The 25,163-nt window shown below is 69.6% G+C and carries 18 protein-coding genes and 2 pseudogenes; 13 read left to right on the top strand and 7 right to left on the bottom strand.

Annotated elements, in window-relative coordinates:
- Nucleotide 1 precedes the first annotated feature (1 nt).
- A complete protein-coding gene (locus ABZ818_RS11575; protein ID WP_361412998.1) occupies nt 2-889 on the top strand; it encodes an AAA family ATPase in 888 nt (295 codons plus the stop codon).
- Between the two features lie 80 nt (nt 890-969).
- Here ABZ818_RS11575 and ABZ818_RS11570 read toward each other — a convergent pair whose 3' ends face one another.
- The gene (locus ABZ818_RS11570; RefSeq protein ID WP_361412997.1) at nt 970-1,971 is read right to left on the bottom strand and encodes a cupin domain-containing protein; all 1,002 of its coding nucleotides are present in this window, start codon (nt 1,969-1,971) and stop codon (nt 970-972) included.
- A 118-nt stretch (nt 1,972-2,089) separates the two neighbouring features.
- Nucleotides 2,090-2,878 carry an FCD domain-containing protein gene (locus ABZ818_RS11565; protein WP_361412996.1) on the bottom strand — a complete coding sequence of 263 codons (789 nt, stop codon included), beginning with the start codon at nt 2,876-2,878 and terminating at the stop codon, nt 2,090-2,092.
- Nucleotides 2,879-2,989: 111 nt separating this feature from the next.
- On the opposite strand from ABZ818_RS11565, the gene ABZ818_RS11560 reads away from it, so the two are divergent.
- From ABZ818_RS11560 to ABZ818_RS11545, 4 genes are all read left to right on the top strand, one after another.
- Nucleotides 2,990-3,742, top strand: coding sequence for a class II aldolase/adducin family protein (locus ABZ818_RS11560; protein ID WP_361412995.1), 753 nt, complete (start codon nt 2,990-2,992; stop codon nt 3,740-3,742).
- 109 nt (nt 3,743-3,851) lie between these two features.
- A complete protein-coding gene (locus tag ABZ818_RS11555; protein WP_361412994.1) occupies nt 3,852-4,949 on the top strand; it encodes a hypothetical protein in 1,098 nt (365 codons plus the stop codon).
- Nucleotides 4,950-5,348: 399 nt separating this feature from the next.
- Complete coding sequence (locus ABZ818_RS11550; RefSeq protein ID WP_361412993.1) at nt 5,349-5,870, top strand: sigma-70 family RNA polymerase sigma factor; 522 nt, start codon at nt 5,349-5,351, stop codon at nt 5,868-5,870.
- Between the two features lie 2 nt (nt 5,871-5,872).
- A complete protein-coding gene (locus tag ABZ818_RS11545; protein WP_361412992.1) occupies nt 5,873-6,562 on the top strand; it encodes a hypothetical protein in 690 nt (229 codons plus the stop codon).
- 165 nt (nt 6,563-6,727) lie between these two features.
- On the opposite strand, the pseudogene ABZ818_RS11540 reads toward ABZ818_RS11545, so the two are convergent.
- Nucleotides 6,728-6,904 (bottom strand): annotated as a pseudogene (locus tag ABZ818_RS11540) (hypothetical protein); the annotation flags it as partial.
- On the opposite strand from ABZ818_RS11540, the gene ABZ818_RS11535 reads away from it, so the two are divergent.
- The 7 genes from ABZ818_RS11535 (at nt 6,903) to ABZ818_RS11505 (ending at nt 16,946) form a co-directional block, all read left to right on the top strand.
- Nucleotides 6,903-7,451, top strand: a complete 549-nt coding sequence (locus ABZ818_RS11535) for a GNAT family N-acetyltransferase (RefSeq protein ID WP_361412991.1) — start codon at nt 6,903-6,905, stop codon at nt 7,449-7,451. The pseudogene ABZ818_RS11540 and the gene ABZ818_RS11535 sit on opposite strands and share 2 nt — an antisense overlap.
- A 207-nt stretch (nt 7,452-7,658) precedes the next feature.
- Entirely contained in the window at nt 7,659-8,975 is a 1,317-nt protein-coding gene (locus ABZ818_RS11530) for an acyltransferase (protein WP_361412990.1), read from the top strand.
- A gap of 839 nt (nt 8,976-9,814) precedes the next feature.
- Entirely contained in the window at nt 9,815-10,414 is a 600-nt protein-coding gene (locus ABZ818_RS11525) for a hypothetical protein (RefSeq protein ID WP_361412989.1), read from the top strand.
- A 671-nt stretch (nt 10,415-11,085) separates the two neighbouring features.
- Nucleotides 11,086-12,099 carry a BtrH N-terminal domain-containing protein gene (locus ABZ818_RS11520; RefSeq protein WP_361412988.1) on the top strand — a complete coding sequence of 338 codons (1,014 nt, stop codon included), beginning with the start codon at nt 11,086-11,088 and terminating at the stop codon, nt 12,097-12,099.
- Between the two features lie 995 nt (nt 12,100-13,094).
- The gene (locus tag ABZ818_RS11515) at nt 13,095-13,658 is read left to right on the top strand and encodes a hypothetical protein (protein ID WP_361412987.1); all 564 of its coding nucleotides are present in this window, start codon (nt 13,095-13,097) and stop codon (nt 13,656-13,658) included.
- Between the two features lie 448 nt (nt 13,659-14,106).
- Nucleotides 14,107-14,589, top strand: a complete 483-nt coding sequence (locus ABZ818_RS11510) for a hypothetical protein (protein WP_361412986.1) — start codon at nt 14,107-14,109, stop codon at nt 14,587-14,589.
- Nucleotides 14,590-15,152: 563 nt separating this feature from the next.
- Entirely contained in the window at nt 15,153-16,946 is a 1,794-nt protein-coding gene (locus ABZ818_RS11505) for an FAD-dependent oxidoreductase (protein WP_361412985.1), read from the top strand.
- A 176-nt stretch (nt 16,947-17,122) separates the two neighbouring features.
- Here ABZ818_RS11505 and ABZ818_RS11500 read toward each other — a convergent pair whose 3' ends face one another.
- From ABZ818_RS11500 to ABZ818_RS11490, 3 genes and pseudogenes are all read right to left on the bottom strand, one after another.
- Entirely contained in the window at nt 17,123-17,578 is a 456-nt protein-coding gene (locus tag ABZ818_RS11500; protein ID WP_361413060.1) for a nitronate monooxygenase, read from the bottom strand.
- Between the two features lie 121 nt (nt 17,579-17,699).
- Nucleotides 17,700-18,233 (bottom strand): annotated as a pseudogene (locus ABZ818_RS11495) (nitronate monooxygenase); the annotation flags it as partial.
- 120 nt (nt 18,234-18,353) lie between these two features.
- Nucleotides 18,354-18,521: a hypothetical protein gene (locus ABZ818_RS11490; protein ID WP_361412984.1), complete on the bottom strand. Its 168-nt coding sequence runs from the start codon at nt 18,519-18,521 to the stop codon at nt 18,354-18,356.
- 132 nt (nt 18,522-18,653) lie between these two features.
- On the opposite strand from ABZ818_RS11490, the gene ABZ818_RS11485 reads away from it, so the two are divergent.
- Nucleotides 18,654-20,948, top strand: coding sequence for an FUSC family protein (locus ABZ818_RS11485; protein WP_361412983.1), 2,295 nt, complete (start codon nt 18,654-18,656; stop codon nt 20,946-20,948).
- Between the two features lie 177 nt (nt 20,949-21,125).
- Here ABZ818_RS11485 and ABZ818_RS11480 read toward each other — a convergent pair whose 3' ends face one another.
- Nucleotides 21,126-24,791: a S8 family serine peptidase gene (locus ABZ818_RS11480; RefSeq protein ID WP_361412982.1), complete on the bottom strand. Its 3,666-nt coding sequence runs from the start codon at nt 24,789-24,791 to the stop codon at nt 21,126-21,128.
- Nucleotides 24,792-25,163: the final 372 nt, after the last annotated feature.

Here is a 25,163-nt window from a genome sequence, read left to right as displayed (position 1 = left end):
GGTGAGCACCGCACTGCCGCACGGCGTCGCCGGGATCCACGCGCTGCCCGCGGACCACCACGACGGGCCCTGGGACTCGGTGATCATCGATCCGCGCGTCAAGGAGAGGCTGCTCGCGACCGCCGTCCTCGTGCTCCGGCACGGGCGGCGGCTCGCGGGTTCGCCCGTGGCACCGCACGGTCTGGTGGTGCTGGCCGGGCCACCCGGCACCGGCAAGACGACGCTGGCCCAGGGGCTCGCGCAGGCCGCCGCCCGCACGCTGGCCCCGCACGGTTCGACGACACTCGTCGAGGTCGATCCGCATGCCTTTCCCAGCGAGATGCTGGGCGAGAGCCAGCGCGCCGTCTCCCGCCTGTTCCTCGAGACGCTCCCGGAACTGGCCGCGCGCCGACCGCACACCCTGGTCCTCGTCGACGAGGTGGAGGCACTCGCGGTACGGCGCCATGCGGCATCCTTCGACACCAACCCGGTCGATGTGCACCGGGCCACGGACGCGGTGCTCAGCGGTCTGGACGCGCTGCGGGCCGAGCGCCCCGGCACCCTGCTCGTCGTCACGACGAACTTCGCCGAGGCCGTCGACGAGGCGTTCCTCTCCCGCGCCGACCTCGTCGTGCACACCGAACTGCCCGAGGAGTCGGTGGTCCCGCTGATCGTGGCCGACTCGCTGCGCGCTCTGGCGGCTCAGTGGCCCGAACTGGCCGCGCTGGCCGAGGATCCGGCGGTGCACCAGCGGGTGGGCAAACTCCTGGCCGGCCTCGACGGACGCCGGATCCGCAAGACGGTGCACGGGGCGCTCGCCCTGCGCCTGGAGACGGCCCGGGAGCCGGCGCTGCTGAGCGTCGAGGACCTCGTCACCGCCGCGGAGGAGGCCGCGACGGCGCGTCCGTGAAGCGACATGCGCAGGCATGACTTCGGCCCCACACCTATCGGCAGGGTGTGGGGCCGAAGCCTTCCGGTCCGTCAGATGTTCTACGAGCCCTGGTACTCGGGGGCGTCCTCCATGAAGTGCACCGTGTCGTAGCCGAGGTGCTTGAAGACACGGTTCTGCGCCGACAGCACGCGCAGGGGGGTGCCGTCGTAGGCGAAGAGCTGGCACACGTGGTTCTGCGGCACATACAGCGTGTCGCCCTTGGTGATCTCGTGCCGGGTCGGCTCCTTGGCGACCCGCGCGTAGTACTTCTCGGCGATCTCCGCCTCGACCTCCCACTGGAGGGCGTACCCGCTGCCGTCGAGCACGTAGAACACCTCGTCGGCCATCTTCCAGTACTTGCCCGAGCGGCTGGCGGCGGGGATGTCGAGCTCGAAGGCGTCGATGGAGAAGATGCGGGCGTCGGTGCGTTCGGGCGAGGACATCACCCTGACCCGGCCGAGCGGTGTGTTCTCCCAGGTGGTGTCGGCCAGACCGATGACCTTCTTGCGGTCCCCGACGCCGGGTGTCCAGATCCGCGACCAGTCCTCGCGGGGTCCGAACTCGGCCTCGCGCTCGACCGGGCCGCTGCGGCCCTGCTGCCACAGGCCCATGAACATCCAGGTGCTCTTGGCCTTCACCACCAGGGCGGTGGCGGTCTCGTCGTAGGGGTTGAAGTGGCGGTGCACCGAGTCGGTGTGGACGAAGACGAGGTCGTCCTTGGTCCAGTCGTAGCGCTGGTCGTCGTGGATCTCGTAGCCCCGGCCCTGGAGGATGTAGAACGCCGCCTCGTTCTGGTGGCCGTGCCCGTGGTTGCTGGACTGGGGCGGCAGTTCGACGAAGTGGACCTGGACCGTCTGGGTGAGGAAGTCCTCGTCCCCCGGCCCCACCCTCCACCACGTCCGGGACTTCTCGCTGTCGCCCGAGTGCGCCACCTTCGCGTCGTCGACGACCACGGAGTCGTCGCGTACCCGCTGGACGGCGAGCTGCTTGCGGCGGTATTCGCCGAGCCCGTACGTCTCCGAGGTCAGGCCGCGGACGAAGACTCGTCCCTTCTTGCCCATGGTGCCTCCTGTGATGGCCGAAGCTCTCTAATCACCTTATGGTCTAACCATAATGCCTTCAGTGGCGGCACAAAAGAGCCCCGGGTCCAATCGGACCCGGGGCTCGGCAGTTTCCGGATCACCTGTCCCGGCCGTCGCCCTTCACCCTGGACGCGGTCCGCTTCAGGTGGGTGCGCATGATCTCCGTCGCGGCCTCCGCGTCACGCGCGGCGATGGCCTCGACGAACCTGCGGTGCTCCTTCGATCCGCGCTGCCCCATCTGCGGCTCGATGCTCTGCGCCTCACGCAGACTCATCAGCAGCGGACCGTGGAAGGACTGCACGAGCATCTCGATCGCGGCGTTGTGCGTACACGCGGCGACACGGGTGTGGAAGTCCGCGGACATCTCCATGTCGTACGTGCCCTGCTCGATCGCCTCGGCATGTTCGTCGCACAGAGCGCGGAGCGCCTCGAGGTCCTCCTCCGTGGCGCGCTCGACAATGACGGGCACGATGCCGAGCTCGAACACGAGGCGGGCCTCGGTGACCTCCGCGGCGGTCACCGGCGACAGCGACAGCAGGTCGGCGAGCCCCTCGCCGACCCGGCGGGAGGACGGCGCCGTCACGAACGCGCCGCCGCGGGCACCGAGCCGGATCTCGACGAGCCCGCTGGCCTCCAGGCTGCGCAGCGCCTCCCGCACGGTCACGCGGCTCACACCGAACTGCGTGCACAGATCACGCTCACTGGGCAGCCGGTCACCGGGCTGCAGCCGCTCCTCCCTCAGGAGCGTCCGGATCTGGTCGACGATCAGCTGAGAGACACGGCTCGAGGAGACCGCCTTGAACAGCCCCCCGGCCGGGGCGGCCGGCTTGACGCGGTTCTCGTCTTCGGTCTCAGCACGCTGAGCCTGGCTGGGTCGCGATGGCATGTGCGCATTGTCCCATGACCAGGAGCTTCATTGACGCCTCTCGTCACAATGGCTTAAAGTCATACCAACAGACCTATAGCATGGACACATCCAAGGGGTGGGCCAAGCCAGGTGGAGTCCTACGAAGCCCTTCGTGAACGCATCGCCGTCGCCTGCCGGGTGCTCGCCGTCATCGGCCTCGTCGAGCACATCCTGGGCCATGTGAGCGCCCGGACCGGCCCCGATCGTCTCCTGGTCCGCGGACGCGGACCCGCGGAGCGGGGACTCGCCTTCACTGTGGTCGAAGACGTGCAGCAGGTCGGTCTCGACGGCACCGGTCCGGCCCCCGCCGGCTGGAAGGCGCCGAGCGAACTGCCCATCCATACGGAGATCATGCGGTCACGGCCGGAGGTCACGGCCGTGGTGCACGCCCATCCGCCCGCCGTGGTCGCGGCGTCCGCGGCGGACCTGCCCTGGCTTCCCCTCGTAGGTTCGTACGACATCCCTGCCGCCCGGCTCGCGCGCGACGGGATCCCCGTCTGGCCTCGCTCGGCCTTGATCCGCCGCCGCGACCTGGCCGAGGAGATGACGGCCCGTCTCGGGGACCGGCCCGTCGTCGTGCTGCGGGGCCACGGACTCGTCGCCGTCGGCACCGGGGACCCCGCCCACGCCGTCGCGGAAGCCGTGACCCGGGCGCTGGCGGTGGACTCCCTGGCGCGCACGGCCCTGGCCGTCGCCGCCACCGGCGCGCCCCTGCGCCCCATACCCGACGAGGACATCGACGAACTTCCCGACCTCGGACCGGCGTTCAACATAGCCGCGATGTGGCGCCACCTCGCGGCCCGAGCGGAGCACGAAGGCCCGCACACGCCCCTGCGCCCCTGACACACGCCTTCGCGCCCCTGAACGGCCCGCATGCCCGGTCCGGCGCCCGACGTCCCCGTCCCTTGCACGGCTGCACGGCCCGGTCCCTTGCACGGCCGAACGGAGGATCATGCTCGTCCTGGACAACAAGGTCACGGCCGCCGTGCTCACGATGCCCGACGTGGTGCGCGCCCTCGAGGAGTCGTATCGGGACCTGGCCGCCGGGATCGGGGTGTGCCGTCCACGCATCGACCTGTCCCTGCCGGTGGACGACGAACGCGTCTACCAGTGGGGAACGATGGAAGGCGGCTCGGCACGCAGCGGCTATGTGGCCATCCGCATGAAGTCGGACGTGCTCACCGAGACCGGTCCCCCGGGCCACCGCACCCAGGAGAAGTACTGCGTGCGGCCCGGGATGTTCTGCGGTCTGGTGCTCCTGCTGGACGCGCGCACCGGAGAGCCCGTGGCGCTGCTCAACGACGGGCTGCTGCAGCACCTGCGTGTGGGGGCCGACTCGGCCATCGGCGTGCGCCTCGGCGCTCGCGAGGACGCCCGGGTGCTGGGCCTGCTCGGCTCGGGCGGCATGGCGCGCAGCCACATCGAGGCCTTCCTCACCGTCCGCCCCCTGCAACGGGTCCAGGTCTACAGCCCGACCCGCTCCCACCGCGAGCGCTTCGCCGCGCAGATGCGGGAGTCGCACGGCCTGGAGGTGGTGGCGGTCGACGATCCTGAGAGCGTTCATCGCGGCGCCGACCTCGTTGCCGGCTGCACCGACGCGGTCGGCGACGTCGTCCTGGGAGACCACCTGCGCCCGGGCACACACGTCACCTGCATCGGCGGACGACCGGACGCCAGGGCACGGCAGCGCTTCGACGTATGGCTGCGGCTCGGCAGCGCCAGCGTGCCCTCCTCGGCGCCCGACTGGGCGACCGACGACGAGTATGTGACCTACCGGGCCCGTCGCGAGGCCGCCGTCTGGGAGCGCCACCAGCACGGCAGCGGGTCGCGCCGGCCCCCCAGCGGCACGCGCGTGGTCCGCCTCGACGCCGTGCTGGCAGGACGCGCCCGCGCCCGGGACGACGATCAGCAGGTGACGTTCTCCGAACGCGGCAACATTCAGGGAGCCCAGTTCCACGCCCTCGCGGCGATCATCTACGAACGCGCCCGAGAACGCGGCCTCGGCCACGATATCCCCCGTGAATGGCTGCTCCAGGACATCCGGGACTGACGGCTCCCGCCCGGAACGCCTCCACCACCAACAGCCGCCGTGCAATCCCGGCGGCATACGCCGGGGCGGGCCCCCCGGTCCGCCCCTCCGCCCGAACCGGCGCCTGGAGTCGGGCTGACACCGCTGCCGCCCGGTTGCTGAACGGTTCGAGAGCACGAAGCTCCGGGGCGGGTTGCCGGACCAGGCGACCCGCCTCATTTGTGCGGCAAGACGGCGCTCTTGCGCAGCACGTGGCGTCCCCCCGGATCACATGGCCGTCGCCCGACGCACCGATCACCCGCGAGCGGGCCGGGATCGCCCGGGCACCGCCCGCGGCGCGCGAACTGGGCTGCGAGTGACGATCGAACGATCTGCAATGCTCCCGCGTCCTAGGAGAAACACGACCGAGGGAGAGCACCGTTGCCGATCAGGAGACCGCGGGTTGCGGAGGAGGACCCGCTGGACGCGGCGCAGGCCGACCGGGTCCGCGCCGTCCTGGCCCTCGGCGGGGTTCCGCAGGACGATTTGCAGGACGAGCTCCAGCAGGTGCGTCTGCGCCTGCTGGAGCGCCGGGCGCGGGGCGAGGACTCGCCGCGGAACGTGGGAGCCTGGGCCGCGGTGGTGGCCTCGAACCTCGCAGTGGACTGGCACCGCACCCGGCACCGGCAGGAACGTGTCAGCGCGCGGCTCGGCCTGCTGAGCGCACCCAACGACAGGGCCCAGGACGGCGCGGAGAACAGTGTGCGGGCTCTGGCCGTCGCCGAGGGGCTCGACGCCCTGCCCGCCGCCCATCGGCAGGTTCTGGTCCTGCGCTACTACGCGGACCTGTCGGTGCCGCAGATCGCCGAGCAACTCGGCATCCCCCTGGGAACGGTGAAGAGCAGGCTGTACGCGGCGGCGAAACTCCTGCGTGAGCGGCTGCACGTGGAAGAGGCGATGTGAGGGTGGAGAAGAACGACGAGCTGATGGCGGTCCTGCTGGGTGAACCCTCGCCTGCGCAGGCCGGGGATTCGGCTGACCGCTACGCGGACGCGGAACGCGACATGGCCGCTGTCCGGGAACAACTGCGCCGGATCGGGGACGGACTGGCCCAGAAGGCCCCCGGACGGGAGGAATCCGCCCCGGTGCGCAGCCGACAGCGCGGTCGCCGACGGCTGTTCGCCCTCGTGGCGTCCGTAGCCGTGGCGCTGCTGGGAACGGGCACGGCATACCTCGTGGCGCACAACGGGACAATGAATGGCGAGTCCGCCGCCAAGCTCACGTACGAGGGGATCATCGCCTGCGCCAGCGCCGTTGCCGAGGGCACGGTGGAACGGGTCGAGCCGGCGGGCGGGCACGACCGGTACCGGATCGTGCTGGACGTGGACCACTACTACAAACCCGCGGGCGGCGAGCGGCGGCTGTCCTTCACCGAGGAAGGCGCGAACGTCCCGGCGTACTACAAGCCCGGGGTGCGCATGCTCGTCCTGGTGTCGAGCATTCCCGGAGAGGTTCCCGAGACGTACCGCGCGGGCGATCCGCCCTACGGCGAGAGCCCTCCCGGGGCCGCCCGAGACGCCCTCGAGGAAGGACGCCAGAGCGTCGAGCGGGCGCTGCCGGGAGCCCGGGGCCTCGAGTGCAGCGGCGCCGGATGACCGCGCACACGGTGAAGGGCCGCCTGGGCGAGGTGCTGGAACCCGACGCCAAGGTGCCGGGCCTGCACACCGCTTCGCCTCCCGCCGCGGCTCACGCTCATTCGGCCGCGCTGGTGAGCGACGGGTGGGCGTGGACGCCGGCGGCGGGCGGCTCTCGCCCTCCCAACCGCGGAAGTCGCGCGCAAGGCCGTCGAAGAACTCGCCCAGGTTGTCCCAGACGGTCACGGTGTCGAGCCGTGTACGGAGACCGACATCCAGATCGGGCCGACGGGTCAGAAGCCGCTGCCGCTGTCGGTCGTCCGAGACTCCTGTTCGGCGGACATGCGATAGGTTGCCCGCCATGACTGAGCTCGGACCCGTCGCCTGGCCACCTGCCCCGATCAGGACCGAGCGACTCGTGCTCCGCGAGCCCGAGGCCCGGGACCGTGCGGCGTTCATCGAGCTGTTCGCCTCGCCAGAGGTGGGCACCTACCTCGGTGGCCCTCGACCACGTGCTGAGCTCGAACGCGCGGTACCGGAGGTGCCCAGGCGGCGTCCTGGCCTTTTCGTGATCGATCTCGGCGGAGCGATGATCGGCATGATCACGCTCGATCGGCGCGACGCGGAGCGTCCGGGTCACGTCCGTCCGGATGCCGGTGAGGCCGAGCTCGGCTACATGTTCCTCCCTGAGGCGTGGGGACGCGGGTACGCCGCCGAGGCGTGCGCAGCGGCACTCGGCTGGTTCGCCGACACGCTTCCCAGCGAGCCGGTGGTGCTCTGCACCCAGACCGCCAACGACCGCTCGATGCGCCTCGCGGCGAAGTTGGGGTTCACCGAAGTGGAGCAGTTCGAGGAGTTCGGCGCCGAGCAGTGGTTCGGCGTGTGGTCCTCGGTCACGCCGTCCGGTTGAGCTCGTGCTCGACAGCGCGGATCCACGAGGCGACCGATCGGCGCCGCCGACCGCTCCTCCTCGTGGTCACCCACTGCCTTCTGCACCTGGCAGGTACTGCCACCCGTAACTACTCGTCACGGGAGAGCGTTTCGTATCGAGCACGGAATGGTTGCGGCGCGGAGCTCTCGCGACGTGGGCGTGGAGCTTACGGCAGCATGACGAGGCATGGGCAGAGACCGTTACGTCGACTTCTTGCGCGCGTGGGCGATCGTCCTGGTGGTGCTTGGCCACTGGCTGATCACCGGCTTGGGCAGGGAGAGCGACGGACGAATCACCGCGCCTGAGCTGTTGGCGACAGTTCCCTGGACCCAGTGGCTGACTCTGGGCTTTCAGATCATGCCGCTGTTTTTCCTGGCCGGCGGCCACGCGGCGGGTGGCTCCTGGTCGCGGGCCCGCGCGGCGGGTGGTTCCGCGACTGGCTGGGTGGGGCGGCGTGCCTTGCGGCTGTTGCTTCCGGCGGGCGCCTACAGCGGTCTTGTGTTGCTCGCCGTCGGCATCTGTACGGCGGTCGGTGTGGAACCGGGCACGCTTGCACTCGTGGGCTGGGCGATGGCCATGCAGTTCTGGTTCCTTCCGGTGTACCTGTTGCTCAGCGCCCTGACGCCGCCGCTGCACGCGGCGCACCGGCGCTGGGGTCTGCGCGTTGCCGTCGTCATGGGCATGGGAGCCGCGGCCGTTGATGCGGTGGTGGTGACGGTAAAAGTTCCGTACGTCGGTCTGGCTGACTACGTGCTCGTGTGGGGTGTGGCCTATCAGTTGGGCTTGTGCTGGCGGGACGGTCTGCTGACCCGTCGTCGGCTGCTGTCGGCCGCGATGGCGGTCGGCGGTGGGGCGGCCTTCGCGGCGCTGGTCGTTCTCGGGCCGTTCCCGGTCAGCCTGATCTTCGTGACCGGACAGGCGCCCAGCAACACCAACCCGCCGTCGGTGGCGATGCTGGCGTGGGTAGTGGCCCAGGTCGGCCTGTGTCTTCTCGTCGCGCCGGCTGTGCGGAGGTTTCTGGACCGCGAGTGGGTGTGGCGTCTGGTGCAGTCGGTCGGCGGTGCGAGCATGACGCTGTACCTGTGGCACATGCTGCCGGTGCTGGTCGTGGCCGCCGCGTTCTACCTGACCGCCCTCGCACCTGAGCCCGCCTTCGGGTCCGCTGGGTGGTGGGCGCTGCGGGTGCCGTGGCTGCTGGTGCTCGGGCTCGTTCTCGCCGGCTTCGTGGCGGCGCTGCGACCGCTGGAGCGGAAACTGGCCGCGCTGTACGAAAGGACCCGTCCGGACGCCGACCGGCGCCGCTCCTGGATGCTGTGGCTCGGCCTCGCCACGAGCGTCGCTGCCCTGTCCCACTTCGCCGTGCAGGGCTTCGCGGACGACGGGCGGTTCCCGTTCCTGCCTTCGCTGGGCCTGGCCCTGGGAATGGGTCTGTTGCTGCTGCCGGGCCGGACAGTACCGGACCATCCCGCGCAGCACGAGGACGCCCTGAAGGAGGCTTCCTGAGCCGGGCCGCAGAGCCCCCCTGTATCTGGGGTTTGAGCCGGTGGCTGCCCCGAGCTTTGCCGACGACGGCGAGCGTGGCGCGTGTGTTCAGGCATCTGGCGGCGCGCCCTCGTCAGGATGTGCTCGCGCCCGTCCGGCCCTGGTCCAGGCCGTGTTCGGTAAGCGGGTCCACGGTCAGACGGGCCGTCTGGCACTCGTCAGGAGCAGTACGACGAGCAGAGCGAGTGTGCGGTGAGGTCAGATCAGCACGCTCCACAGCCGTTCCAGCCGGAAATGGGCAGCCGCGGCAAGAGCCCGGCACGGCGGCATGACCGTGCGCGCGGCGCGCAGCGAATCCCGTTCACCCGGCGTGACAAGCCGTTCCCGGGCAAGGGGCTGACGTGGGCACGACGGGGTGAGGGGGCGTCATGGCGCTTGGCCTCAAGCCCTTATCCGCGTGGCCACGTGACGGTGGCGCGGTCCACGCCGAGTGGCGGCCGGCTTGGGCACAGAACCCCTGGTGGGGCCGGTTTCCCGTGATCCGGTCTGCGGACTGACCGTCCCGGTGCCCCTGAGCCCTTCGTGGCGACTTTTCCAGGCGCCCCGCTGCCGCACGGGTGAGCAGGCGTCAGAGATCACCTTGAAGGTCTAATGCCTCATCAATCTACCCGTCGTTTGAAGATGATTGATGCCCCGTCAGCAATTGGAGAGTCGGGCCTGCCGGTGCTCCGGGTACCTCGTTCGGCTCCCCCGCACCAGCACTTCCGATATGCCCGAAATGACAGCTCTGGGGGTGGTCATTACGTTCAATCACACGTCGGCTGTCACAGCCGGCCCCTCAGAGAGAGGAGCAAGGCATCATGATCATGACTCGTTCCACCGCTGTCACCGCGGCCATCGCCGCCGCTTCCGCACTCGCCGCGACCGGCATCACCTACGCTGCCGCCACTCCCGCATCGATGCCCGAGACGGTCCCGGCCGTCGCTCAGCAGGCGCCCGCTCCGGCCTACGCCCCGATGGGCGGCGAGGGCGGACAGGGCAAGGGCAACGAGGGCGGCGAGCGTGGCGGCGAAGGCGGCGAGCGCGGCGGCGAAGGCGGCGAGCGCGGCGGCGAAGGCGGCGAGCGCGGCGAGCACGGTAAGCGCCGCCACCACGAGATCGGCAGAATCCACATCAACGAGCGGACGTACTCCGCCGCCCCGGACGGCTGCATCACCATCGTGAGCGGCCTCGGCTCCAAGAGCCTCAACATCCGCAACGACAGCAAGCGGACCGTCGAGGTCTTCCGCGGGGCGACCTGCGACAACGGCGCCCCCATCGCCACGGTCGGCCCCCGCAGCGAAGCCAACGGCGTCAAGCCCGGCCACGCCGGGGACGTGTTCGTCAAGGACGGAGTGGTGGCCAGCTTCCGGGTCATCAAGCGCCACCACGGTGAAGACTTCGGCTTCGACGACTTCTAAACCCAGACGCAACACACGAACCATCTAGAATCCCGGCCCGCCGCAATCGGGCCGGGGTTCTGGTTCTCAGCCCCCGAGCGCCGGCACGTGGCGCCCGCACCTGACCAGTGCTTCACGGTCCACGCGCCTCGCACGCCACACTAAACCCGGCCACCAGGCGCCGCCCGGCTGCCCGCGCCGACGTCCTCCTCCTCCACCGGTTCACCTCCAAGCAGATTCCCTCTGAAACACCCCCAGTTGGCGGTATTCCCCAGTGACAGCCACTGTTCTCCCGTGCGGCGACCGGGTGAGCCCAAACGAGTGACGAAACCGCGTTGATCTTTTCCACCTGCAGGGTTCGCAGACGCTGCTTGGGGTCGGCGGCAGTCCGTTCCCTGAAGGCACGCACGTCCCTGATCAGGCTGTTTTGGTTCGGGTGTCCGCTTGCAGGGCCTGTTCCGAGGGGCCCTTGGGGCGCCCGGTGGGGGGAGGATGCCGATCGCGGCGGACGGACTTGACGATCGCGACCGCCGGCTCCGGGTGCCCAGTAGACGCCCCCACCGTGGGAGAGTCCACCATGATGACGTGCAAGCCGAACTGCCCCTAGGTGAGGCCTATCCCGTCGGGCCGGCAGAGGCACCGCAAGAAGAACTGATGGCCCGGCTGATCATCTCCGTCCAGGAAAGCATGGCATGACCACAGTGATAGACATTGATGCCCGCGGTACGCAGCACTGCGAGACGACAGCTCTGGGAGTGCTGCTGCGACACCAGGGACTCGATCTGACGGAGCCCATGCTCTTCGGCCTCGGTTCCGGTCTGTCCTTCATCTACTGGGACAGCAAGAACATGGGCTTTCCCTTCCTCGGGGGACGGGTCAAGCCTTTCGACCTCACCAGAAACCTGGCCACCAGACTCGGGCTGGAACTCCAGGTCCAGGAGACCACCTCCCCTCGCAGGGCTTGGGAGAACGTGGTGGCCCCCCTCGACGCCGGCCACCCCGTCGGACTGCAACTCGACAGCTACCACCTGGACTACTTCACCTCGAAGGTGCACTTCGGCGGTCATGTTGTCGCCATGTACGGCTACGACGACCGCGACGCATACCTGGTGGACACCGACCAGCAAGGCGGAACGGTATCCACCAGCCTGACCAGCCTCGCCCAGGCCAGGGCCGCACGCGGTCCGATGACCGCCAAGCACCGGTCTTTCACCCTCACCGCCCCGAGGAATCTGCCCTCCCCACAGAGCCAGATCATTCCCGCCATCACCACCTGCGCCGACGCCTTCCTCAACCCGCCCATCGCCAATCTCGGCAACCGAGGCATCGAAAAGGCCGGCAAGCTGGTACGCACATGGCTCCAGCGGACCGACAACCCTCAACGGGACCTACCGCAGGCTGCCCGCTTGATGGAGAAGGCCGGCACCGGCGGCGCCCTGTTCCGCAACCTCTACCGCGACTTCCTCGCCGAATGCACCCAACAGTTCGACAGCAGCCACCTGCGCACCGGCCATGGGCTGTACACCGAGGCAGCCGCCCTATGGACGGAAGTCGCAGCGCTGATCACAGAAGCCGGTGAATCAGGCAATGCCCAGTGCCTCGTCCAGGCAGGCACCATCCTCCACGATCTTTCACGCATAGAGCGCGAAGCCATGCAGGCGCTGAGCTGCCTGGGCAGCAAAAGCCCAAACCTGACCCACCCCTGACAGGCTTCAAAGAACCTGGTCATTCAACAAGTCCCCGGACCACGGTTTTCTGACATGGTCCCAGGCTGTCCGGAACTGAGGGCTGCCACGTCTGCTTCGGCGACACTCGCGTGATTCCACCCTCGTCGCGACAGGCCGTCAACTCATATTTACCGGTGCTGGTGCCGGCCGTCTTTGCGGCCCGAGCGCTGGCGGACCTGACGACCTGTCCCCTGGACAGGCACGCTCACGCCCGCCCGACTGCTGCACGGTCATGAGATCGATGTGCCGGACACGTTCACCGGCGCCGACCTGGCCGCACTCACCGGTACGGTCGACGCCGTCCCCGGCTGGTAGAGGCCACCGATCCATGAACGCGCCAGTGCTCCCGCATCCAGCCTGTCGCCTCACAGGGCAGGACAGCCCACGGGTGCGGTCAAGCCCAAGGCTTCGAGGTCCATGACCGGGCAGCCTGGTGAAGACCTCGCACCCCTCGGGCTGTGGCCATGGCGGAGTGCCGCACTCCTATCGGCGGACCTGCCGAACGCCGACGCCCGCCGGGTGAGGGGTCGTCATAGGCCCGGCCTTCGGGTCCTTCGGGCCCTCAGCTCCTTGACCACGGCACGATGCCCCGGGCCCCCACCGGGCGGCGGACGGCACGAACACAAGGCCCTCGCGGGGCAGGGCCTACTTTGATCCGGCCTGTGACCCGCCCGCCCTGAAATCCGGTGAGCCCTTCGCACCGGCATTTCCAGGCGACCCGCTGCCGCACGGGTGATCAGGCATCAGAGATCACCTTGAAGGCCTAATCCCTCATCAATCTGCCCAGGAATTACGACAGATTGACGTGCCGTCAGCACCTCGAGAGACGGGTCCGCGGGTGCTCTGGGTACCCCGTTCGGCTCCCCCACACCAGCCCTTCCGACATGCCCGAAATGACAGCCTTAGGGCCGGTTAGTACGTTCAATCACACACCGGCTTCCAAAGCCGGCCTCTCTGAGAAGGAGCAAGACATCATGATCATGACCCGTTCCAAGGTCGTCACGGCGGGCGTCTCCGCCGCTGCCGTACTCGCCGTGACCGGCATCACCTACGCCACCGCCGCCCCCGCACCCGAGGCGGCCCCGGCCGTCGTCCAGCAGGTACCCGTTCCCGCTCAGGCACCGATGGGCGGCGAGGGCGGACAGGGCAAGGGCAACGAGGGCGGCGGCCGCGGTGGCGAAGGCGGCGAGCGTGGCGAGGGTGGCGAGCGCGGCGAGGGCTTCAAGGGCAAGCGCCACCACGAGATCGGCCGGATCTTCATCAACGAGCGGTCGTTCTCCGCCGTGCCCGACGGCTGCATCACCGTGGTGAGCGGTCTGGGCTCCAAGAGCTTCAACATCCGCAACGACAGCAAGCGGACCGTCGAGTTCTTCCGCGGGGCGACCTGCGACAACGGCGCCCCCGTCGCCACCGTCGGCCCTCACAGCGAAGCCAACGGCGTCAAGGTGCACCACACCAGGGGCGTCCACGTCAAGGACGGAGTCGTAGGCAGCTTCCGGGTGGTCAAGCGCCACCACGGCGAAGACTTCGACTTCTAAACCCAACCGCACCATGCGAACCACATAGAACCCCGGCCCGCCGTAATCGGGCCGGGGTTCTGGCCTCAGCCCCCCTGGGGCACCCGGCACATGGTGCCCACACCCGCCCCTTGCCCAAATGGTCCACGCACCTTGCACGCCATCCTAAAACCCGCCGGAAGGCGCTGCGAGGCCGCCCACGCCGACGTCCTCCCGCTTCACCGGTTCACCCGCAAGGGAATTCCCGCTGGAACACCCCACTTGGCGGCGATACCCAGCAACGGCCACCGGTCTCCTTCGCAGCAGTCGGGTGAGCCCGAACGGGTGACGAAAGCGAAAACCGCACCTCTGGTGCGGCTCCCCTCACCCGGCCCGTGACCGCAAGCAAAGCACACGGACCCAGGACACAGCGGCAAGCCACGCGACCACAGGGCACATTCCCCACCCAAGACACCTCGGGAAGACTCCTATGAACAACTGCCTGGTGGAGGACGCAAGCGACGACAACTACGTCATGGACATCCTCGACATCACCTGCACCCCCGCGCTGCCGCGCCTCGGACACCAAGTCCGCTGGGACATGGAGTGCTACCTCAAAGAGACGGTCGACCTGACCCAGGTCACCTGCAGGGTCATCATGAAGATCGGCCCCATGAAAATACTCGACAAAAGCTACAAACTACCCGACCTGCTGGCACGCATGGGCACAAGCCTGTCGGGTGACGCCCAACCACCCGCCGGACCGTGGAAACAGACCTGGAACCTCCACATCCCCCAGACCGTGCCCGTGGCCAGACACCGACTCCACCTACGCGCCCACACAGCAGACGGCAAGAACTTCCTCGCCCTGGACATCCCCGTCGCCTTCAGCCACAGATGGACCACCACCAGCGACAACATCGGCTCACCCAACCACCACGACTTCGACAGAGACCTCAGCCAGGCCGTGTGACCGAAGTCCCCACCCCCTGCACACACCATCAGCCGCGTGGCCCGCAACCTCACGAAACCTGTGTCCGCTCAGCCCACTCCCGCCCCACCCGGTGAGGTCTTCTCAGCACGTCGCGCAGCCGCAGCCGCAGCCGCAGCCGCCCAGAGCGTCGGCCAGGCCGCCCCCGTCACAGTCATCCCGGTCGTGGAGGCAAGCAGCGCCTCCACGACCGGGGCAACCGTCGATGCTCCTGCGGACCCCCGAGGGAAGGCACCGTTGCAGCACGACTAGGAGCCGACGCTGTCCGAGATACGGCGAGTGCCGGCGGCCGACTTTTCTTCGTCGTCGAGGTACCGCCGTCGGCTGCGGGTTCGGACGAACAGAGCCGCAACGGCGCTTGCCGTGACGCATGATCAGGCAGCTCAACAAGCCGATACCCTCCGCGTCGCGGCCACCACCCGGCACGACACCGTCGTCACCGGTGTGTTTCCTTTCGGGTGATTCCTGCACCATTGTGAGGATGCAGTGGGTGACCGACCCACGGCCTGTCGCGGAGTCCCCGCTCTCCCTACCCTCCCGTATCCATGACAACAGAACAGCGGAAAACAACCCGCAGACGGTTCCTCACGGGTGCCGGGGGCTCAGTGGGCGCCCTCGCCTTATGGCCGGACGCCGCCGCTGCCGCAGCCTCCACCCGCAAACACGTCGCCGTCCTCGGCGGCGGCGTCTCCGGACTCAGCGCCGCCCATGAACTCGCCGAACGCGGCTACTCGGTCACCGTCTACGAGTACTACGACGTGCTCGGCGGCAAGGCGCGCTCGATGAACGTCCCCGGAACCGGCACGGGCGGCCGTAGACCCCTCCCCGGCGAACACGGCTTCCGCTTCTTCCCGGGCTTCTACCGGAACCTGCCCGACAGCATGCGCCGCATCCCCTTCCCCGGCAACGCGAACGGCGTCCACGACAACCTACGTGGCGGCACCGAGGCACTCTTCGCCCGCGAGGCGGGCCGCCCCGACCTTCACTTCCCCCTACGACGGGTCACCACCCCGCCCGCGCCCGGCGACATCACCCCCTCGTGGATCCGCGACCAGATCCTCTCCGTCCTCGACCTGGGCAGCCGGCTCCCCGCGAACGAGGCCGCCTACTTCGCCGACCGTGTCCTCGTCCACCTCACCAGCTGCGACGCGCGCCGCGAGGACCAGTGGGAGAAGACCTCCTGGTGGGACTTCATCCGCGCTGAACGGATGAGCGAGGAGTACCGCACGCTCCTTGGCATCGGACAGACTCGCAACCTCGTCGCCACCCGCGCCCAGGTCGCCTCCACCCGCACCGTGGGCCGCGTCATCATCGAGGCGCTGCTGCTGTGGGGCCTGCTGGGCCGCGGCATGGACGGCGACGCTGACATCGACCGGGTCCTCAACGCCCCGACCAGCGAGGCGTGGATCGACCCCTGGTCAGCACACCTGCGCTCGCTGGGCGTTCGGTTCGTTCTCGGCACCCAGGTACAGGAGGTGCTGTTCGAGGGCGGACGTGTCACCGGCGTGAGGGTCTCGGCCCGTGACGGCGGCAGCGAACGCACCATCACCGCCGACCACTACGTCTGCGCCATGCCCGTCGAGCATGCCCGGCGCACCTGGGGTACCGCCCTGCGCGCGGCCGACCCGCAACTCGCCCGGTGTGACGCACTGCAGACGGACTGGATGACCGGCGTCCAGTTCTACCTGCGCACCCCCACGCCCGTCGTCCACGGACACATCAACTGCCTCGACTCACCGTGGTCCGTGACAGGGATCGGACAGGCGCAGTTCTGGGACGTACGGAACTTCTCGCAGGACTACGGCGACGGACGCGCCCACGACTGCCTGTCCGTCATCGTCTCGGAGTGGGACAAGCCGGGAATCCTGTACGGCAGGAAAGCCCGTGACTGCACGCGCGAGGAGATCGTCGAGGAGTGCTGGGCACAGCTGAAGGACGCCCTGAACGACTCCCGCAAGACGACACTCGCCGACGCCGACCGGGTCGGCTGGTTCATGGACCCGGCCGTGACAGACCTCGGCAGCCCCGACCCGCACAATCGCGAGCCGCTCCTCATCCACCCCACCGGCACGCTCTACAACCGCCCGTCGGCAAAGACCGCCGTACCGAACTTCTTCCTCGCCGGCGACTACGTCCGCACCGACGTAGACCTGGCCACGATGGAAGGCGCCAACGAATCGGCACGACGGGCCGTCAACGCGCTGCTCGACCAGGACGGCTCGAACGCCGAACGCTGCCGGATCTGGGAACTGTACCGCCCCCAGGAACTGGAACCCCTCAAACGCATCGACAAGATCCGCTACCGACTCGGCCTGCCCAACACCTTCGACCTGGGATGAGGACGAAGTCCGCTGTCGCCGGCCCAGTGACGGCGGTACCGATCCATCGGCGGGCGGCGCCGCTGTTGTACCCGGCGAGCGGGTCGTCGGCGTTCACGCGCGGGGCAGCTTGGGATGGCTGTGGTTCAGGGCCGGGTCGGCGGTGCGTGCCCATGGGTTCGATGGTCTCAGCCGACTCATAGCTGGTCCGAGAGGCGGGCGCAGGTGTCGATGGCGCGTTCGGCCTTCGCGTGGCGATGCCCTGTTCCTGCCCACAGGTGGATCAGCCGTGTGTCACCGGCAGCGGTGGCCGCTTTGCGGAGTGGACCGGTGAGGTGGTGGAGGGCGGGGTACCCCTCGGGGGCGATGGCGTCGTACTGATCAATGAAGTGGTTGCGCTGGGCGCGAGCGGGCCGTCCTGTGAAGGCGCGGGTGATGGCGGTGGTGACGAAGGCGGGGTCGACCAGGGCCGCCTTGTGCGGTGCGGTTGCTCCGCTCTCGTGGGTACGCAGCAAGGCGGTGCCGATCATGGCGGCTTCGGCGCCTGCGGCCAGCGTGGCGGCCACGTCGGCGGCGGTGGTGATTCCGCCGGTGGCGATGATGAGCAGGACAACGACGTGGCGCACCGCGGTGATGAGGTCGGTGAGCCGGATGGGCTGGAGCGGTCGTGCGGGGGTGAGCGTGGCCGAGTGCCCGCCGCCGGCCGCCGCCGGCCGCCGCCTGGACGATCAGCGCCTCGACGCCGGATTCAGCCGCCAGGCGCGCTTCTTCGGCCGAGGTGACGGTCTGCAGAACGGTGCTTCCGGCGGTGCGTAGAGCGCGGACGACGGCGCGGTCCGGGATGCCGAAAGTGAAGGACACCCAGGGGACGGGAGCGGAGGTGAGCAGATCGATCTTGTCCGTCCAGTGGTCGTCGTCCTCGATCGGCTCCTCGGTCAGCGTGAGGCCGTAGCGGTCCGCCTCCACCTGCACCGCCCGTGCGTAGCGCCGGTATGCCTCGTGGGAGACGGGGACCGGGCTGGGGGCGAACAGGTTGACGCCGAAGGCGACGTCTTGGGCGCGCGTGGTGTGGATCTGCCCGGCGAGTGCCTGTGCGGTCTTGTATCCGCCGGCGAGGAACCCCAGCCCGCCCGCGCGGGCGGCGGCGGTGACCAGTGCGGGAGGGCTCGGTCCGCCGGGCACAACTACGACGAGTGGCTGGAGACGGTGGCCGCCAACCGCGGGATCGGCATCGTCCCCGAGGTCGCACAGCGCCGCACCCAGCACGCCGCCTTCGACAAGTGCGGCCGCGCTGCCGGATCGGCACATGTCCCGGCGAAGTGCAACGTCTTCGTCTCCATCGTGGAGAACCTCCCTCAGCACACCATCAAGATCGTGGTCGTCGGCACCGCGGAACGCCCCGCCGTACCAACAACGCCTGCGCCTCGCTCACGGTGCTTCGTGCCGTGGCTCTTCGGTGCGGTAGCGGCCCATGCTGGCCATGATCAGCATGCCTCCGGCCGGAGCTGCGAGGCCGTAGGCCGGCGGGAAGCTGTCTTTCACCAGGTTGACCAGGACGAGCAGGCCGACCAGGCCGGCGCCCTGTCCGGCTGCCAAGACGGACGCTCCGTGGCCGCTGCCTGTGGCGTCGCTACCGAGGTTCTCGCCCTCCTGCGGCGCATCTCGGCTCAGGATGGATGGAAGACATTGTTTGGCTGCTGTGCCACCACCTCACCGAGGCGGATTGCGATGATTCAGATGCGTCAGTTCACCGCGTGGTTGCGCCGCCGGGATCCGGGGCTCGCCGCCATGCGGCGGGCGGCCAGGACCGCGGTGGTGATGCCGTCCCTCTTCGCGCTGTGCACCCAGGTCTTCCACGCGCCGGTCACGGGCACCTACGCCGCGTTCGGCGCGTTCGCGATGCTCTTGCTGGTCGAATACTCCGGCCCCGTGGTGCAGCAACTGCGCGCGCATGCGGCGCTCGGCGTGGCCTGGCTGGTGCTGGTCTCACTGGGCACCCTCGCGTCGCGGTCGGTCTGGATCGCGATTGCTGCGACGCTGGTGGTGGGCTTCGTCGTGCTCTTCTCGGGCGTGGTCAGCTCGGTCCTGGCCGGCGCCTCGACGTCGCTGCTCTTGGCGTTCGTCCTGCCGGTATCCGCGCCCGCTCCCCTGGCCCAGCTGCCCGACCGGCTGATGGGCGTGGTGCTGGCGGCCGGGACGTCCGTGATCGCGGTCTGGCTGTTGTGGGCGAGGACGCAGACCGATCCGCTCAGCGCGCCGGCGGCTCGGGTCTGCCGAGCTGCGGCGGTGCAGTTGCGCACCGATGCGGACTACTTCACGGGCCGTGCCGCCGGCCCCGCCTTCGGGCAATGCCGTGCCTGCGCCCAAGAGACCAGGTCGAGCACACAAAAGCTGCAGCAGGCATTCACCGCCACCCCCTACCGGCCCACCAGCCTGTCCACCGGGTCCCGGGCACTGGTCCGCCTGATCGACGAGTTGACCTGGCTGAGCGCGATCCTCGCCGGGGCCGCCCCCGCCTTCGAGGACGGTTCGACGGGCACGCGGCAGTCCTCAGTGGTGCGCAGAGCCGCTGCCGCCGTACTGGATCTGGCGGCGGAGATGCTCGATGACCCGCGCATCACGCCGGACCGCCTGCGCGCCGGGATGGAGGAGCTCCGTCATGCATTGACCGCGCTGGAGGACGGGGCGGTCAACCGGCTGCCGATGCCGGACGGCGACGCCGGTGGCAGGCATGGCCTCGACACCTTGGTCGACAGTCTCGACGTCACCTTCCGGGCTCAGGAGGTGGCCTTCGTCGTCCTGCAGATCGCCCAGAACGTCGACATCGCCCGGACCGCCGATCACCGCAGCTGGCCGGACCGGCTGCTCGGCCGAGAGCCCGGCTCCCCGGCCGGTCGCCTGACCAGTGCCGCGGAACGCGCCGCAGCACATGTCGAGCCGCACTCCGTATGGCTGCACAACAGCATCCGCGGCGCCATCGGCCTGGGCATCGGCATCGCGCTGGCCGACGCGACCGGCATCCAGCACGGCTTCTGGATCACGCTGGGCACCCTGGCCGTGCTGCGTTCCAACGCTCTCAGCACCGGGCAGAACGTCTTCCGTGCCCTCGGCGGCACCCTGGCCGGCTCGATCCTGGGCGCCGGTCTGCTCCAGCTCATCGGACACAACACGACCGTGCTGTGGATCCTGCTGCCCGTCGCCGTGATGGCCGCGGGCGTCGTCCCGGCCGCGATCTCGTTCGCCGCCGGGCAGGCGGCCTTCACGCTCACCCTGGTCATCCTGTTCGACATCGCCCAGCCCGCGGACCTGTCGGTCATCCTGTTCCGTATCGAGGACATCGCACTCGGCTGTGCGGTGAGCCTGGTCGTCGGCCTGCTCTTCTGGCCGCGCGGCGCGTCTGCCGCCCTCGCCAGGGCGTTGGCGGAGGCGTACGTCGACAGCGCGCGTTACGTACTTGGGGCAGTGGGCTATGCGGTGTCCTGCTGCACTTCCAGGCCCGAAACCATCGAGTACCCGCAGGAGGGCCGCCGGGCGGCGGCCGCGGCGCGCCGACTGGACGACGCCTTCAGGACCTACCTGGCCGAGCGCGGAGCGAAGGACGTCTCGTTGTGCGAGACGACGACTCTGATCACGGGTGTCGTAGGGCTCCGTCTGGCTGCCGACGCGGTCCTGGAGATGTGGCGGCGGGCCCCGGGCGGCCGGCCACTCGAAGACCGCGCCGCCGCGCAGAGGGAGCTACTGGTCATGGCGGAACGGGTCTTCCGGTGGTACGAGAGTCTGGCCGAGGGGCTGGAAAGCAAAGGGCAGGTGCCGGAGCCGCTGGAGTCCGACCGGGAGCACAACGCCCGGCTGGTCGAGGCGGTCCGCCGGGACCTGCGTGATGGTGACGGGCGGGCGACGGGGACCGGCATCCGCATCATCTGGACCGGCGACCATCTGGAAGCAGTGCGGCGGCTCCAGTCGCCCATCGCGGCAGCCGCCGGTCACGCCGACGCGCGCGTTGCCGTGATGGGATCAGTTTGACTCCACAGGTACCGACAACCCACTCAGTCGCGCTGGGCCAGGTCCTGACGGGCTTTCGGGCATGGCGCACCTCGGGCTCATGGCGGAACGCCTGGCGGCCCGGGAAACGAAACAGCCGGGGCCCGGCGCGAAGGTGCTCCGCGCCGGGCACCGGCCCGAACTCCCGCTCTCAGCAGGTCACTTCACGCCGACCGCCCGGACGATCTCCTGCGAGACGGTCGCACCCTTGTCGTCGCTCGCGGAGGCCCGCAGCGAGACGGAGGTCGCGTTCTCGGGCACCTGCAGCTCGCCCTTCCAGGAGGCGCCGCTGCCGGCGAGGCCGACGGACGACCAGGTCTTGCCGTCGTCGTAGGAGACCTCCAGCTTGCCGCCGCCGATGGTGCCGGTGCGGGTCGCGCCCTTGACGTACTCGGCGTAGAGCCCGACGGGCAGCTTCGTGCCCGCGCCGACCTTCCCGGCGAGGTCGGTGTCGACGTCGAAGCCGAGGTTGATCATCGGCAGGAAGATCTGCGCGTCGGTCGCGGGCCGCGCCGAGCGCACGGTCCACTCGGTGTGCCCCGTGGTGCCGAGGCTCCACTTGGCGGGGTCGAGCGCCGTGTCGGTGACGACCTTGTACGTCTTCTCGGCCGGGTCGGCCTCCCAGACGTAGCCGGCGGAGCTGACCCTGCGGCCCTGGCTGACCCCGTCGGCGAAGACCTCGGTGTACTGCTTCATGCCGCTCTCGGGGTCGTACGGGTCACCGAAGCCGGTGTGGTCGGGCCCGGAGTCGCCCCAGCCCGGGGTGTTGAACTTGATCTGGTCGGCCCAGCGCTGCTGCCCCCAGCCGAGCCCGGAGCCCAGCCACGGGTGCCAGACCGGCTTGAACCAGTTCAGCTCGGTGCGCTTGCCGGGCTGGTAGGTGACCAGGCCCGAACGCTCCTCCAGGCTCGGGAGGTTGACGGACTCGTGCCACTTCTGGCCCGGCTCCATCGACACGTAGTCGGTGCGCTTGCCCGGGAACGTGTGGCGCTCCTGGAAGCCGACGCCGACCTTGAAGGTGTCGGTGAGCGAGAAGCGGAACTCGCCGCCCTCGGTCTTCTTGTCTCCGTAGTACGTGGTGTCGACGGTGGCGAGGTCCCGGCCGGCCGGGGCGTAGACGAGGCTGCGGTCGGGGATGGCGCCCGTGTAGCCCTTCGACACGTCGTACAGGTACGAGGCGTCGTCCGTGCCGGTCATGTCGATGACGCCGCCGCTGCGGGCGCGGGCCTGGAGGCGGGCGAAGTCGGCCTGGGTGACGCTCGCGATCTGCAGCGGGCGGTTCTCGTGGTTGTCGTAGAAGAGGGTGTTGAGGCGGCCGGGCGCGTCGTCGGTGACGAACAGCGCCTTCGCGCCCGCATCCTGGGCGGCCTGCGCGATCTGGGCCTCGGTCAGGGTGCCGTCGGCGTGCACGAGGACGGCCTTGCCCTTGGCGTCCTTGCCCGCGTAGCCGGCGGGCGCGCCGTTCCCGGCGTCGACGACGCCGAGCCGGCTGTGGCCCTCGATCAGCGTGGAGCCGGGCTGTTCGTACGTCTCGTCGATGCCGTCGACGGCGACCCGCGGCTGGCCCTGGCGCCAGACGGTGCGGTACTCGTAGCTGCCGTCCGTGACCTTCTTCGTCGGTGCGGCAAACAGCGAGTCGTACTTGATCGGGACCTGGACGATGCCGAGCACGTCGGCGCCGCCCGCCTTGCGGTCGTACTCCATGAGGCGCTGGCGCGGCTCGGTGTCCTTGGGCAGCCGGATCGCGGCCTCGCGCAGCGTGCGCCCGTCGAGAGTGATCTCGCGGTCCTGGTCGAGCTTGATCTCCGGGTCGGAGAGGTAGGCGAGGCCGAGCGAGTCCGGGCCGCTGGAGCCGCGCACGTCGAGGAAGGTGTCGGCGGTGTACGTGCCGGGCCTCAGGCGCAGCTTGACGGTGCCGGAGTCGCCGACCGTGACGACACCCGGGTTGGTGCGCTGGGCGAGCTGCTGGAAGACGATGTTCGCGGGGGTCGGCTTGCCGTCGCGGTCCTTGACGTGGACGGTGAGCGTGTACCGCTCCTCCTCCTTGACCAGGCCGAACGCGGTGTGCGCGACCGGGATCCCGGCGGCGCTGGCCACGATCTGCCCGCTCACGGTGCCCACGGCGGCCTTGCTGCCGTCACCGGTGACGGTGGTGGAGGCGGTGCCGTGCGCGGGCACGGTCAGTGTGCTGTCGGCGAGACTGACCACCCCGTCCGGCGCGCCTTCCGCGGCCAGCTTCAACTCCACGGGCTGGTCGGAGGAGTTGGAGTAGGTGACGGTCTTGGTGACCGGCTTGTTGCTCTCGTAGGGCCACTTGAAGAAGCCGAGGTCGGCGCTGCCGGTCGCGGTGATCTTCGCGGCGATGGCGTCGGGCACGGAGACGCGGCCCGAGCCGACCGCGTACGTCGTGTCGTCGAGCCGCTTCGAGGACGACATCAGGGCGTCCTTGAGCTGGGCTCCCGTCCAGTCCGGGTGGGCCTGGGCGAGCAGCGCGGCGACACCGGCGACGTGCGGCGTCGCCATCGACGTACCACTCATCGTCGTGTACGAGCCCGAGCCGTTCACGAGGGAGGAGCGGGCGGCGAGGATGTTGACGCCGGGAGCGGAGACGTCCGGCTTGAGGGCGTTGTCACCGAGACGCGGGCCCTGGCTGGAGAAGGAGGCGCGCCTTTCCTGGCCGTCGACCGCGCCGACGGTGAGGGCGGCGTCGGCGGCACCGGGCGAGCCGATGGTGCCGGGGCTGTAGGAGTTGCCGGCCGCGATCACGAACAGGGCGCCGGTCTCCGCGGAGAGGGAGTTGACGGCGGCGGCCATCGGGTCGGTGCCGTCGCTGCCCTCCTGCGAGCCGAGGGACATGGAGATGACCTTGGCCTTGATGTCCTTGGCGGCCCACTCCATACCGGCGATGATCTCGGACTCGGTACCGAAGCCCTCGTCGCTGAGCACCTTGCCGACGGCGAGGGTCGCGTCGGGGGCGACGCCCTTCTCCTTGCCGTCGGACGCGGCACCCGAACCGCCGACCGTGGACGTCACATGTGTGCCGTGCCCTTGCCGGTCCGCGACCTCCTGCCCGGCGATGAACGACTTCGACTCACTCACCCGCGAGGCGAGATCGGGATGCGTCGTGTCGTAACCGGTGTCCAGCACCGCGACCTTCACACCCTTGCCGGTGAGCCCCGCCTCCCACGCCTTCGGCGAACCGATCTGCGCGTTCGACTGGTCCATGTCGGCCTTGACCCGGCCGTCCAGCCACACCTTGCCGATGCCGTCGGCGAACTGACCCTTCTCCGTGGCCGCGTTCCAGAACGTACGGCCCTTGTCGGCGGCGAGTGCGGCACCACCGACACTGTTCAGCTTGCGCGTGCGCTTGGCGCCCTTCGGGGTGGCGGCCGCGGAGCGCGCGCTCCGGCCCTTGTACGTCACGATGAGCGGTGTCGCGTCGACCTTGCTGTCCGCGAGGCCCTGCTCGATCAGGGTGCTGACGTCGAAGAGCCGGGGGTCCAGGGTGCCGGAGGCGAGGTACTGCTGCGCCTCCTCGGGTATGACGGTGATCCGCCCGTCGGTCACCTGGGTGCGCACCGCGCCGGTGGCGCCCTGGGGACGCTTGACGTCGACGGTCTTGCGGCCGCCGCCGATCTCCGTGACGGTCACCTTGTCGCCGGTCACCAGCGTCACCGTGTGGGTGGCGCGGGCGGCCTTGGTGGCCTGCGCGGGCACGACGTCCTGCGCGGCCGGTGCGGCGCCCGCACCAGCCGTGGGCAGCAGCGCGAACGCGAGACCGGCCGACAGCAGGGCCGCGCCGCGTCGCGCGGTACCTCTTGTCATGGTTCCCTCTCCTCTACGGACCCCGGGCGCCGGTGGGGGGTGAGGCCGGACGCCCGGACGTTGCGAAGAGTCTGAAGGGACTTGTGGGGAACAGGCGTTGACCACCAATGGCGGGAATACGCCCCGACGGCTACCCGCCAGAGACCTGGACGGCCCGGACCGACCGGAACGTCGCGCATCCGATGTCATTCCGGGGTTCGTAGTTGATGTGGTGGGGCGGCTGGAGCCGGGGCGCTGGGGGCTTCCTGAGAAGGGAGCGGGCGCTCCGCATAGCACCTGGTCAAGAGGGAGCCATCGCGCAACTCTCCGAGTAGCGGTGCTCGTTGAAGCGAGAGATGGCGCGATGGCCTTGTCCCAGCGGAACCTGCAGGA

The sequence above is a fragment of the Streptomyces sp. NPDC047453 genome (assembly GCF_040643155.1).
Taxonomy (GTDB): Bacteria; Actinomycetota; Actinomycetes; order Streptomycetales; family Streptomycetaceae; genus Streptomyces.
The sequence above is the reverse complement of the archived record's forward strand: the minus strand, read 5'-3'. Positions and strand labels throughout refer to the sequence as shown.